The following is a 12,460-nucleotide window of genomic DNA, read 5'->3' as shown; positions in this document are numbered from 1 at the left end:
CCTCGTAGGGGCTGTCGGTGTCGCGGATCCATCGCCCGACAGGGCATTGCGCAGCGATGTCCCGAGAGGGGGCTTGGTCGCCACATGGGTGTATTGCGCCGTCGTACTCAGCTTGGCATGGCCGAGCAGAACCTGGATCACGCGCACATCCGTTCCCGCCTCCAGAAGATGCGTCGCGAAGCTGTGGCGCAAACCATGCAGCGGGCTGCGCGGCTTCTTGATCCCGGCCAGGTGCTTGGCTGCACTGAAGGCGCGATGGAGTTGCCGGGGTGAGAGCGGGTTGATCCGGGGCTTGCCTGGGAACAGCCAGCCATCGGGTCGCGCTTCTTTCCAATAATCCCGCAACAAGCCAAGCAGTCCTGGCGAGAGCATCACCTTGCGGTCCTTGCCGCCTTTGCCCCGGTCGACATGGATCGGCATCCGGTCGCTGTCGATATCGGTGACCTTGAGATTGCAGACCTCCGACGCACGCAACCCGGTGCCATAGGAAATGCTGAGTGCCGCCCGATACGTCAGCCCCGGCCCAGGCGCGACCCTGAGGATCTCGACACCTCTTCGGCGCTGAACACCACGGGTAGCTTGCGCGGCTCCGTGCGAAAATGCAGGCAGTCCTTCCTCTCAGAGCGCTTGCACGTCGTTTCAAAAAAGAACCGCAGCCCGACAAGTCGCGCGTTGTAGGTCGATGGGGTGACGTTCGTGTCGACCATGTGGAGCTGATAGGCGCGCAAGTCTTCAGGCGTCGCAGTGTCCGGCGACCGCCCAAGGAACTCGGCAAGATATCGAACCGCCCTGAGATGCGCCTTCTGCGAGCCTTCGCCCAGCCCTTTGATCCGCATATCTTCGATCATCCGCGCACGCAGCGGTGTTGTCTTGGTGTCCACCATGGGACCCTCCTGTCTGTTGATTGAGAGACCCCAATCGTCAGACAGAAAAGCCCATCTCCAAAATCCCCGTGGTCAGATCACCGCGCCGCCCTCACCACAAGCGCCCTGCCGCGCCAGCGGCTTCGTCCTCGTCCCGCACAGCGGACCAACTCGATCTGCGGAACCCATTCTTCCTGCGCGGCGGAATTCTGTATGTCCATTCAGGATCTTCTTGGTTCTGTTACGCAACTGTTTTACAATTCCCAAAGGTTGAATTCGGGAATCCCAAATATGACACTGCCACCCAACGTTCACGACGCCGAACCCATTCCCGCCACAGCACGCGAAGCCATCGACGCGCTGATGCAATCGGGCGACCTGTTCCGCTATACCGCGCCGCAGGATGCGCCGGTTGCGCTGCTCGAGGCCGAGTTCGCCAACCTGTTGGGGTCGAAATACGCGCTGGCGGTGTCGTCCTGCTCAGCGGCGCTGTTCCTGTCGCTCAAGGCATTGGGCCTGCCGCGCGATGCGCGGGTGCTGATCCCGGGATTTACCTTTGCCGCCGTGCCCTCGTCGGTCGTACATGCCGATTGCGTGCCGGTGCTGTGCGAGGTTGGCGCCAACTATCGCATCGACATGGCCGATTTCGAGGCCAAGCTGAGCGATGTGCAGGCGGTGATCATCAGCCACATGCGCGGCCATACCTCTGACATGGACGCGATCATGGCGCTGTGCGATGCGCGCGGCATCCCGGTGGTCGAGGATGCAGCGCATTCGCTGGGCACCACCTGGCACGGGCGCAATATCGGCACCATCGGCCGGGTCGGCTGTTTCTCGTTCCAGTCCTACAAGATGATCAACGCCGGCGAAGGCGGCATCCTGGTCACTGACGACGCCGATCTGGTGGCGCGCGCGGTGATCATGTCGGGCGCCTACGAGCATAACTGGAAGAAGCACAAGGGTCCCGAGGGGCAGAACTCGCCCGAATTGGCCGAGGCCTTTGCCCGCTGGCAGAACAAGCTGCCGCTTTACAATCTGCGCATGTCGAACCTGAGCGCCGCGGTGATCCGCCCGCAAATCCCCGAACTGGCGCGGCGGGTGCGTGACGGGCTGGTCAACCATGACTATGTCGCCGACCGCCTGAACACCTCGCCCTTTATCGACGTCCCCGCCCCGCTGGCGCCCGAACAGCGCGCCCCGGATTCGATCCAGTTCAACCTGGTCGGGCTGGACGAGGCCGAGATCCGCGCCTTTGCCGCCGCTGCGGATCGGCGCGGGGTCAAGGTGCAGGTGTTTGGCCTGAGCGAGGACAATGCCCGCGCCTTCTGGAACTGGCAGTTTCTGGGTGAGGTGCCCGAACTGCCGCAGACCCGCGCCATGTTGATGCGCGCCTGCGACGTGCGGCTGCCGGTGCGGCTGAGCCGCGCCGAGCTGGATGTTGTGGCCGATATCCTGCTGGCCGCGATGACCGAGGTGACCGGCCCCGCGCGCGCCTATGGCACCTGAGGCGCGCGGCGTTTAGCTGAGCTTGGACAGTTTGCGCTGCAGCTCGGCAAGCTGTTTCTTGATGTCGTCCAGGTCCTCGCCCTGTTCGCCCTTGTCGCCCTCGCCTTCCTTGCCCGGTCCGCTCCAGGTGCTGCCCAGCCCGCCGGTCATGGCGCGGATGAACGCCTCCTGTTGGGCCTTGAGCGCCTCGAACCCCGGCATCTGGGCCATCGGGTTCATGGCGTTCATGTTCTCCATCAGCTTGGACTGGCTTTCGCGCAGCATGTCGAAAGAGCTTTGCAGGAACTGGGGCATCATGCCGCCGCCCGGCACCATGTAGCTGCGCACCAGATCGTTCAGGACGTTGACTGGCAGCACATTCTCGCCGCGGCTTTCATGTTCGGCGATGATCTGGAGCAGATATTGCCGGGTCAGGTCGTCACCGGTCTTGAGGTCGACGATCTGAACCTCGCGCCCGGCCCGGATGAAACCGGCGATATCCTCGAGTGTGACATAGTCGCTGGTCTCGGTATTGTACAAACGCCGGCTGGCATAACGCTTGATCAGCAGCGGTTTTTCCTGTTCGGCCACGACGTTACTCCCCATTATTGTCGCATTGCAGCGAGCCTATGCGAGCGCAGAACAAAAGAAAAGAGAAACGGCGCGGCATGCCGCCGCCCCAGAGGCGGCCCCGGAATTTGCACAAATTCCGGGAGGGAAAATTCGACGAATTTTCCAGGCCGTTTTCCGGGCCGGAAAACGGCGCCCCGCAACAAGAAAGGGCAGGTCTTTCGACCTGCCCTGCGGTATCGCACCAAGGGGGGAGGAGAGCGGTGCGCCCCGCCTGTCGTCTTACTTCGCGGCTGCGGCCTTCTTGGCGGCGGCGGTCACGTCGTTGGTGGCCTTTTTCACGGCAGCGGTTGCATCTTCGGTGATGTCCTTGCCAGCAGCCATCAGCAGCTCGACGGTGTCCATCTGCACTTTCTTGGCGACTTCTGCGAAGGCGGCCATGTTCTCGGCGGCAACTTCAGCCGATGCGCTGGCGAAATCGGTCATCGCCTTGGCATAGTCTGCCGGCTCTGCCTTTGCTTTCGACATGTCGCTCAGCTTGGCCAGGGTTTCCTTGGTCCACTTGCTGGAGATCTCGGCCGATTTCTCGGCGGCTTCCAGAGCGACGCCCGACAGTTTCTCGTTCAGGGCTGCGGTCGACTTGAACGCGTCTTCCATTGCTTTGGTGTCAACGGGGAATGCGCCCATCATGTCTTTCATGATCGCGGTAAAGTCTTGGGTCTTTGCCATTGTCTCAATCCTCATTGCCGGGTCCGGGCCCACCCCGTTTCCTGCGGCTTGAGAGGAATATGCTTTCTGCGGCGCAGCATTTCAAGAAAAATAATGCTGCGCCGCAGAAAAAGTTTGGAAATGACGAGAAATCAGGTACTTGCCTTGGCCACCACATAGGTGCCGGGGGCCGGGCACAGGCTGGGGTGCTGCGAATCGCCGGGGTCACGCGCCGGAATCTGCTTGCCCGCACGCGGCTTCAGCCAGGCCGCCCACATCGGCCACCAGGAGCCTTCGTTGAAATCGGCCTCGGCCAGCCAGGTGGCGGCGTCGTCCTTGAGGTCGGGATTGGTGTAATGGCCGTATTTCTTCTTCGAGGGCGGGTTCACGATGCCCGCGATATGGCCGGATTCGGACACAACAAAGGTTTTCGAGCGCGACCCCATCTTCTGCACCCCGCGATAGCAGTCCTTCCAGGCAGCGATATGGTCGGTCTCGCAGGTGATTGCCATCACCGGCACATCCACATCGCGCACATGCAGCGTGTGGCCCATCAGGTCGAACCCCTCGCCGGCGAATTCATTGCGCTGGCAGAGGCCGCGCAGATACTGCACCGCCATCTTGGCCGGCAGGTTGGCGCCATCGCCGTTCCAATAGAGCAGATCGAAGGCAGGCGGCGTTTCGCCCAGCATGTAGCTTTGGATTGCGGGTTTGTAGATCAGGTCGTTGGAGCGCAGATACGAGAAGGTCCGCGCCATGATCCACGAGCGCAGCACGCCCTCGCGGGTGACCTCCTCCTCGATCCCGTCGATGAAATCGTCCTGCAGGAAGGGGGTGAACTCGCCCTGATCCGAGAAATCGGTGAGCGCGGTGAAGAAGGTCGCGGATTTCACCGACTTGTCGCCGGTCTGCTTCATCAGCGACAGCGTCAGGCTCAGCGTGGTGCCCGCGATGCAATAGCCCACCGCGTTGACCTGCTTGACCTTGCAGATCTTCTTGACCTCGTCGATGGCGGTCAGGAACCCGTCCTGAATGTAATCCTCCATCCCCACATCGGCATAGCTGGCGTCCGGATTGATCCAGCTGACCACAAAGATGGTGAACCCCTGCTCGGTCACCCATTTGATGAAACTGTTTTGTGCCTTCAGATCGAGGATGTAGAACTTGTTGATCCAGGGCGGGAACAGCACGATCGGGATCTCGTGCACCGTATCAGTGGCCGGCTTGTACTGGATCAGCTCCATCATCCGGTTGCGATAGACCACGTCGCCGGGGGTGGTGGCGATATTGCCGCCGACATGAAACGCCTTTTCATCGGCCAGCTTGACCACCAGCTCGCCGTTATTGGCCTCCAGATCGGTGATCAGGTTCTCCAGCCCCTTGAGCAACGAGCGGCCCTCGGTCTCGACCGCGCGTTCCAGCGCGTCGGGATTGGTGGCCAGGAAATTGGTGGGGGCCATCATGTCGATGATCTGCTGCGAGAAGTACTTGAGCCGCTTGCGGTCCTTGTCGGGCAGATCGTCGACCGAGGCGACCGCCTGCGCCAGGGCGGCGGCATTGGTCTGGTATTGCTGTTTGATGAAGCGGAAGTAGGGGTTGTTGTCCCACATCGGGTTCGAAAAGCGGCGGTCCTTGGGGGCGTCCTCGTCCCCCTCGGCCCCGCCCGAGATCAGCGCCTGCTGGGCCTCGGCGAAGTTCAGCACCGACTTGCCCCAGAATTCCAGCTGTTGTTCCAGCAACTTGGCGGGATTCTGCCAGGCCTCGGCCCAATAGGCCGTTGCTGCCTTTGCAAAAAGCTCTTGATTCGGAGCATCCAGCGCGGGGGTATGGGGCTTTTTGCCAGCCATGATCTCGACCAGCCGCTTGGACAGTTCCTCGACCTTGGTCATGTTTTCCTTAAGCTGTTCAAATTGTTCGCCGGTCAAATGCGTCGGCATATCTTCACTTGTTGTCATTTTAAGGAATCCCCCCTAACCTCGCTGCTGTGCAGAATAACGTCGTGCATTGCGGGGGGCAAAGCGACGAATGGTCCGAAATCTCCAGGTGTGGCTTAGGAGGCCCGTTTCATGCGTTACATGATGACCTACGACTGGATGGAAACCGTTCGTAATACCAATCAATGGATGGGGGCGACCGCCAATTCGATGGCATCCTACCCGCTGTTCTCGATGGTTCCGAACCCCGTCTTCAACTGGATGTCCGCCTGGGGTGAGGTGACCGAGCGCACGTTCCAGCGCATGGTGGTCAAGCCGGACTGGGGCATTCGCACCTTTACCTGCGAGGATGGCAAGGACCACCTGGTCGAGATCAATACCGTGGTCGAGCGCGACTTTGGCGATCTCATCCATATCAACGTCACGGGGCGCGAGACACAACCGCGCAAGGTACTGCTGGTGGCGCCGATGTCGGGCCATTACGCGACCCTGCTGCGCTCGACCGTCAAGAGCCTGCTGGTCAATTGCGAGGTCTATGTCACCGACTGGCACAATGCCCGCGATATCCCGGTCTCGGCCGGCAAGTTCGATGTCGAGGATTACACGCTTTATCTGGTTGATTTCATGCGCGAACTGGGGCCTGACACCCATGTGATCGCGGTCTGCCAGCCCGCCCCCCTGACACTGGCCGCCACCGCCTATCTGGCCGAGCTGGACCCCAAGGCGCAGCCCAGCACCCTGACCCTGATCGGCGGCCCGGTCGACCCCGACGCCACCCCGACCGAGGTGACCGATTTCGGCCGCCGCGTCACCATGGGCCAGCTGGAACAGTCGATGATCCAGCGCGTCGGCTTCAAATACAAGGGCGTGGGCCGCATGGTCTATCCGGGTCTGCTGCAACTGGCCTCGTTCATGTCGATGAATGCCGACCGCCATTCCAAGGCGTTCACCGATCAGATCCAGCGGGTCATGCGCGACGAGGCCTCGGACCATGACGCCCATAACCGGTTCTACGACGAATATCTGGCCGTCATGGACATGACCGCCGAATTCTACCTCTCGACCGTCGAGCGGGTGTTCAAGAAGCGCGAGATCGCGCGCAACGCATTCATCGTCGATGGCCACAAGGTCGATATCAGCAAGATCACCGATGTCGCCGTGATGACCGTCGAAGGCGCCAATGACGATATCTCGGCCCCCGGCCAGTGTATCGCCGCGCTCGATCTGTGCACCGGGCTGGCCGACAGCAAGAAGGCCAACCATCTGGAGCCGGGCGCGGGCCATTACGGCATCTTCGCCGGGCGCAGCTGGCGCGACAACATCCGGCCGCTGGTGATCGACTTCATGAACACCAACAGCCGCAAGGGCAAATCGCTGCGCCCGGCCAACAAGAACAGCGCCGCCTGATCATGGGCCGGGCCCGGGCAACCGAGCTTGAATTTGCCTGCGACTGCGGGGCGCTGGCCGGACATCTGAGCGCTGATGCGGTCCGCGCTGGCACCCGGGTCGGCTGCCACTGCCCCGATTGCCGCGCGGCCGAGTTGTACTTCGGCCAGCCAGACCCGGCCCCGGGTCCGGTCGACATTTTTCAGACCAGCCCGGATGGATTCGTGATCGACCGGGGCGCCGAGCACCTTGCGCTGATGCGCCTATCACCCAAGGGCTTGTTCCGCTGGTACGCGAAATGCTGCAATACCCCGCTGGCGACGACCCTCGATTCCCCCAAGAAACCCTTTGTCGGGGTCAATGTGCGTCGGCTGGCCGATCCTGACGCGCTGGGTCGAACCCGCGCCTATGGCTTTGTGCCCCAGCCCGATGGCAGCCGCAAACATCGCAACATCGCCCCCGCCGTCTATGGCCTGCTGACGCGAATGCTGGCCGGGCGGCTGTCGGGGCGCTGGCGCAAGACGCCGTTCTTTGACACCTCGACCGGCGAACCGGTGGTCAAGCCACAAGTGCTGGACAAGGAAAGGCGCGCGGCGCTTTATCGCTGAGGCTCGGCCAGCCAGGCCTGCAATGCCTCGGTCACCACCTCGGGCGATTCAAGCGTGGGCAGATGACCCGCCTCTTCGATCACGCTCAGCCGCGCATGGGCAACCAGATCGGCCATGAAGGCATGCCGCTTGACCGGGGTCAGCCGGTCATGGGCGCCGCACAGGATCAGGGTCGGCACCTTGATCCGGCGCAGGGTCCCCTGCTGATCGCTGCGGCGCTGCAACGCCCGCATCTGGCGCACGAACTGGTCCGGCCCGGCCTCTAGCCCCATCTGGCGCATCACCTCGAGCACCTGCAACCGGCCCGGCCCCGGCGCCAGGCTTTCGGGGCGCAGCACCTGGCCCAGCGCCTGTTCCAGCTTGCCGACCCGGGCGCTGATGATCAGCGGCTCGCGCGCGGCGGCGATCTGGGGCGTATCGGTCTGGGCATCGGTGGACATCAGGCACAGACGGCTGATCCGGTCGGGTGCACGCCGGATCATCTCCATCGCCACGATGCCGCCCATGCTGAGCCCTGCCAGCGCAAAACGCGCGGGCAGGATGGGCAGCAGGTCCTCGACAATCAGGCTGATCTGATCGGCCTGTCCAACCGGGCAGACGGTGACCGCGTGCGAACGCGACAGCGCGGCCAGTTGTGGCGCGAACAGCCGCGCGTCACAGCACATGCCGGGCAGGAAAACCAGCGGCTCGCCCATATACCTCCCTTTCGCACCAGACCCGTCAACCATCGGCAGAATGGGCCGTTTTCCGCGGCGCGACAAGCCCTGTCAGGGATAGGCGATGCCGCGAAAGGCGGGAAAATCGGCATAGGCCGCGCGCCGCTCTGCCAGTGGCAGCGGCGGTTCCTCTCCGGTCACCACCAGCCGCCCGCGCGGCGCGATATAGCTGTCGATCCGGCGCAGCGGTTTGGGTCGCCACACCAGATTAAAGGCGCAGAGCTTGGGAAAGAACCAGACCTCGGAATACTCCAGGTGGTCATGCAGCCACCAGGCCAGATCGCGCCAGTCGCGCCCCTGGGCATAGCGGTCGGCAAACCAGGGGATCACAACCGAGGCGCCGGCAATCCGCGCCTCTCCCCGGCCCCGGTCCCAGATATGGCATTCCAGCGGATGATCGTTGCGGGCGCAGTTCAGCCGGTTTTCATTGCCGAACCGGTTGAGCGCCGGCGATCGGTACCCCGATCGCACCGCGATGCGGCCGAATGTCTCCTCCAGCGGGTCCATCAGCGTTTCGCAAAAGGCCCGCCCGGTCTCGATCGCCAGGTCGGGGTCGTCGGGAATGTTCTGTTTCTCGTGAAAACTGCCGATCTCGGAATAAAGGAAGTCGCGCATGAAAAAGTGCCGCGACAGGCGCACGCGGCCCAGGGTCTCAAGGCTCCACATGCTGCCCGGGCGACGCATCAGCCGTATCCGTTCCAGCGAAACTCGCCGTTTGGCCCAAGTGCCGAAAACGGGTTATGGGCGATCTCCCAGATGCTGCCGTCTGGGGCGCGGAAATAGCCATGATAGCCGCCCCAGAATACCTCTGACGCGGGTTTGAGGATCTCGGCCCCCGCCGTCTGCGCACGCTTCAGCAGCGCATCAACCGTTTCCCGGTCAGGGCAATTATGGCTCAGCGTCATCGCCCCCTGCCCCAGTTCTCCTACCGGCAGCCCGATATCCTCGGCCAGCGCCGCCAGCGGGTAAAGGCCCAGCACCTGCCCGATCAGGTCGAACGCGATCACCCCGTCGGGTGTCTCGACCCGGCGCCAGCCCAGCGCCTCGTAAAAGGATGCAGCCGCCTCGATATCCTCGGCGCCGATGGTGATCAGGCTAACCCGTTGGTCCATCAATAAATTCCTTGTTCGCGCAGCCAGGCGAGCATGCCCGCGACCGCTATATCTGTCTGCCCCGGCGACATGATGTCCCCCGCGATCACATGCGAGGACGGATCATCCCCCGGCCCCATGGTAACCGCCTCGACCCTGACCGGGCCGCCCCAGCGCCCGGCCAGCGCACGGGTCAGATCGGCGCGCACCACCCGATCCTGATCCGAGAACCAGAACAGCGCCGGCACCCGGGCCTGCGCGAAATCCAGCGAGACGACCGCCTGAACCAGCACCGACATCGGCACCAGTGCCGACCAGCTGTAGCGGGTGGTCCAATAGGTGTTCTTGTCCGCATCCGGGCCGGTCACATCGCGCGCATCGCCCATCAGCCGGGGCAGCCAATAGCGCGCGCCGGGAAGGGTGGGCACAAAGGCCAGCGGATCGTTCACCCCAAAATTGGGCGAGACCAGGATCATCGCCGCCACATCGGCCGACATCTCGGGGTCAAGCGCCGCCGCCGCCGCCAGCGTGGCCCCGGTCGAGGTGGCGATCACGATCACCCGCTCGCCCACCGCACGGCCCGCCGCCAGCGCCTCGGCGGTGTCGCGCATCCAGCCCGATGCGCTGCCCTGCGCCATCGCATCGTCGCCACGTCCATGACCTTGCAGCCGGGTAAAGACCAGATTGGCCCCCAACGCCTGGGCGATGTGATCGGGCACCGGGCGGATCTCCTCGGAGGTGGCCGAGAACCCGTGCAGATAGACCAGCGCGTAAGGGGTCCGGCGCTCATAGCCCCCCGGTGCCCAGATCACCCGCTTTTCCACCCCCGGAGTGATATCGGCAAAGCGGGATTCGATGCTTTCGAAATAGACCTGAACACCTTCGCCGAACTTGCGCGGATCAAAGCGTGCCTTCAGATCGACCTGTTCATAAGGGCCAAGCCACCAGGCGAGCCCCGCCACCAGCACCAACAGCGCCAGCGCGCGGCCCAACAGGCGGCCCAGGCGCCGCATCAGGCCGGGCCCCGAACGTCGATCACCGCATCCTCGATGATCTTCAGACAGGTCTCGTCCGAGAAGCGGTGATCGGCATCCTTGACCAGCAAAAGGCGCATGTCGGGCCCGGTGGCATGTTGCATAAGCCGCACCGCTGTATCGACCGACACCGCCGTATCGGCGGTGCCTTGCAGGAAACGCACCGGAAACGGCAGATGCAGCGGCGCACGCAGCACCAGATGATCGCGCCCGTCCTCGATCATGCGGCGGGTGACGATATAGGGCTCCATATAGTCCGAGGGCAGCTCCACCCGGCCCTCGGCGGCCAGCTGTGCCTTTTGGCCCGCGTCGAACCCGGCCCACCAGCCGTCCTCGGTGAAATCCGGCGCGGCGGCAATGGTGACCATGCCCGCAATGCGGTCTGCCCGCGCCCGCGCCAGCAGCAGCGCCTGCCAGCCGCCCATCGACGAGCCGACCACGATCAGCGGCCCCTCGGTCAGGCTATCTATTACGGCCAGCGTATCCTGATGCCAGTCCCCGATCGCGCCCTCGTCGAATATCCCCGAGCTTTCGCCATGTCCCGAGTAGTCGAACCGCAGAAAGCCATGCCCGCGCCCACGCGCCCAGGCCTCCAGATGCACGGCCTTGGTACCCTCCATGTCCGATTTCAGCCCGCCGAGGAACACGATGCAGGGACCATCGCCCGGGGAGAGGTGATAGGCGATGCTGCGCCCCCGGTCGGTTGTCAGAGTATCGCTCACCGGGCATTTCCTTTCCTGGTCGTTTTTCCCAAGCCTCCAACGCTTTGCAGGCAGGTGCAAGGGTCATTACGTTACCATATTGTCACGTGACTTTAGAATCACCTATAGTGCAGACATGGACACACTCTTCAAAGCTCTGAACGACCCCGCCCGCCGCGCCATTCTGGACCAGCTGCGCCAGAAGGACGGGCAAAGCCTGAGCGAGTTGGAAAGCAAGTTCGACATGACCCGGTTCGGGGTCATGAAACACCTCAAGCTGCTGGAGGAGGCGCATCTTGTCCTCACCCGGCGCGAGGGGCGGTTCAAATACCATTACCTCAACCCCCTGCCCCTGCAGGACATGATCAACCGCTGGGTGGCGCCCTTCCTGCAACCGCAGGCACAGGGGCTGGCCGCGCTGAAAGAGAAATTGGAAACGGAGAACAGAATGGGAAAGCCCGATTTCATGATGCAGACATTCATCCGCTGCACACAGGATGCGCTTTGGGCCGCGCTGACCGAGACAGAGCAGATGGCCGCCTATCACTTCCTCTGCAACGAGGTGCAGGGCAAGGTCTCGCCCGGCGAGACGGTCGAATTCATCACCCCCGCCGGGGGCGCCATGCTGCGACAGGTGACCCGGCGGCTGGATCCGAAATCACGCATCGAGATGAGTTTCGAACCGCTTTTCATGGGGCCGGGTGCCGCGACCTCGGAAATGGTCTATCTGATCGAACCACAGGGCGAGATCTGCAAGCTGACCATCGAACATTACAAGCTCGCCGCCGGCCAGGACGGGATCGGCGAAGGCTGGGCGCGTCTGGCCGCCTCGCTCAAGAGCTATCTGGAAACCGGAACCGCGCTGAAAGGAGCCGCATGATGGAAAGCTTTCCCACCGAACTGGGCATTCTCACCTGCCTGATGATCCTCGCCGCCTCGCTCTGGATCCCCTACGTGGTCGGCATCGCCACCGATCCCTCGCAGGAAGAGGCGTTCGCCCGGCCGGCGCAGATTTCCAATCTGCGCCCCTGGGTGCAGCGCGCGCACCGCGCACATCTGAACCTGCTGGAACAGTCGATGCCCTTCGCGGTGCTGGTGCTGATCCTGGCACTGATGAACGGGTTCTCGACGCTCACCTACTGGACCGCCATCGCCTTCTTCTGGGTCCGGGTGCTGCATGCGGCGGGCATGATCTCGGGCTATGCCCGGATGCCGCTGCGCCCGATCCTGTTCAGCGCGGGCTGGGTCTGCACCCTGCTGATGGCCTATGCCATCTTTGCCGCGCGCTGACCGCGCGGCCGGCCCAAAGTTTCGCGAAACTTTGGGCACAGACTTTCTGCGAAAGTCTGCTGCCTTGACTTCGT

General features: G+C 63.1%; 13 protein-coding genes and 1 pseudogene. 5 read left to right on the top strand and 9 right to left on the bottom strand.

Translation table 11 applies throughout. The annotated features are described in order from the left end of the window. Nucleotides 1-57 precede the first annotated feature (57 nt). A pseudogene (locus SPO_RS06600) lies at nt 58-884 on the bottom strand (tyrosine-type recombinase/integrase); the annotation flags it as partial. 270 nt (nt 885-1,154) lie between these two features. Here SPO_RS06600 and SPO_RS06595 point away from each other — a divergent pair. Next, nucleotides 1,155-2,369, top strand: coding sequence for a DegT/DnrJ/EryC1/StrS family aminotransferase (locus tag SPO_RS06595; protein ID WP_044028047.1), 1,215 nt, complete (start codon nt 1,155-1,157; stop codon nt 2,367-2,369). 12 nt (nt 2,370-2,381) lie between these two features. Here the strand turns inward: SPO_RS06595 and phaR are convergent, their stop codons facing one another. The 3 genes from phaR to SPO_RS06580 form a co-directional block, all read right to left on the bottom strand. Beyond that, nucleotides 2,382-2,939, bottom strand: a complete 558-nt coding sequence (gene phaR, locus SPO_RS06590; RefSeq protein ID WP_011047035.1) for a polyhydroxyalkanoate synthesis repressor PhaR — start codon at nt 2,937-2,939, stop codon at nt 2,382-2,384. A gap of 261 nt (nt 2,940-3,200) precedes the next feature. Beyond that, complete coding sequence (locus SPO_RS06585) at nt 3,201-3,647, bottom strand: phasin, PhaP (RefSeq protein ID WP_011047034.1); 447 nt, start codon at nt 3,645-3,647, stop codon at nt 3,201-3,203. A gap of 131 nt (nt 3,648-3,778) precedes the next feature. After that, nucleotides 3,779-5,581: a PHA/PHB synthase family protein gene (locus SPO_RS06580; protein ID WP_011047033.1), complete on the bottom strand. Its 1,803-nt coding sequence runs from the start codon at nt 5,579-5,581 to the stop codon at nt 3,779-3,781. 111 nt (nt 5,582-5,692) lie between these two features. On the opposite strand from SPO_RS06580, the gene phaZ reads away from it, so the two are divergent. After that, nucleotides 5,693-6,967 carry a polyhydroxyalkanoate depolymerase gene (gene phaZ, locus SPO_RS06575; RefSeq protein ID WP_011047032.1) on the top strand — a complete coding sequence of 425 codons (1,275 nt, stop codon included), beginning with the start codon at nt 5,693-5,695 and terminating at the stop codon, nt 6,965-6,967. 2 nt (nt 6,968-6,969) lie between these two features. Further along, nucleotides 6,970-7,554 (top strand): DUF6151 family protein, encoded by a 585-nt coding sequence (locus SPO_RS06570; protein WP_011047031.1) that lies wholly within the window; start codon nt 6,970-6,972, stop codon nt 7,552-7,554. On the opposite strand, the gene SPO_RS06565 is transcribed toward SPO_RS06570, so the two are convergent. The 5 genes from SPO_RS06565 to SPO_RS06545 all read right to left on the bottom strand — a co-directional run bounded on the left by SPO_RS06565 (nt 7,545) and on the right by SPO_RS06545 (nt 11,117). Then, on the bottom strand, nt 7,545-8,249 hold the full coding sequence (locus SPO_RS06565) for an alpha/beta fold hydrolase (protein ID WP_011047030.1): 705 nt from the start codon (nt 8,247-8,249) through the stop codon (nt 7,545-7,547). The genes SPO_RS06570 and SPO_RS06565 overlap by 10 nt on opposite strands. A 72-nt stretch (nt 8,250-8,321) precedes the next feature. Further along, on the bottom strand, nt 8,322-8,936 hold the full coding sequence (locus tag SPO_RS06560) for a hypothetical protein (RefSeq protein ID WP_044029111.1): 615 nt from the start codon (nt 8,934-8,936) through the stop codon (nt 8,322-8,324). A gap of 17 nt (nt 8,937-8,953) precedes the next feature. Further along, the gene (locus SPO_RS06555; RefSeq protein WP_011047028.1) at nt 8,954-9,382 is read right to left on the bottom strand and encodes a VOC family protein; all 429 of its coding nucleotides are present in this window, start codon (nt 9,380-9,382) and stop codon (nt 8,954-8,956) included. After that, nucleotides 9,382-10,374 (bottom strand): alpha/beta hydrolase, encoded by a 993-nt coding sequence (locus tag SPO_RS06550; RefSeq protein WP_011047027.1) that lies wholly within the window; start codon nt 10,372-10,374, stop codon nt 9,382-9,384. The genes SPO_RS06555 and SPO_RS06550 overlap by 1 nt, the downstream gene beginning before the upstream one ends. Then, nucleotides 10,374-11,117 carry an alpha/beta fold hydrolase gene (locus tag SPO_RS06545; RefSeq protein WP_011047026.1) on the bottom strand — a complete coding sequence of 248 codons (744 nt, stop codon included), beginning with the start codon at nt 11,115-11,117 and terminating at the stop codon, nt 10,374-10,376. Before SPO_RS06545 ends, SPO_RS06550 begins: the two co-directional genes overlap by 1 nt. Before the next feature lie 115 nt (nt 11,118-11,232). On the opposite strand from SPO_RS06545, the gene SPO_RS06540 reads away from it, so the two are divergent. Beyond that, nucleotides 11,233-11,976: an ArsR/SmtB family transcription factor gene (locus tag SPO_RS06540; RefSeq protein WP_011047025.1), complete on the top strand. Its 744-nt coding sequence runs from the start codon at nt 11,233-11,235 to the stop codon at nt 11,974-11,976. Continuing rightward, nucleotides 11,976-12,386 (top strand): MAPEG family protein, encoded by a 411-nt coding sequence (locus tag SPO_RS06535; protein WP_044028045.1) that lies wholly within the window; start codon nt 11,976-11,978, stop codon nt 12,384-12,386. Before SPO_RS06540 ends, SPO_RS06535 begins: the two co-directional genes overlap by 1 nt. Nucleotides 12,387-12,460: the final 74 nt, after the last annotated feature.

Source organism: Ruegeria pomeroyi DSS-3 (assembly GCF_000011965.2).
GTDB classification, from domain to species: Bacteria; Pseudomonadota; Alphaproteobacteria; order Rhodobacterales; family Rhodobacteraceae; genus Ruegeria_B; species Ruegeria_B pomeroyi.
Note: the sequence above shows the minus strand (reverse complement) of the source record. Positions and strands in the feature narration are given on the sequence as shown.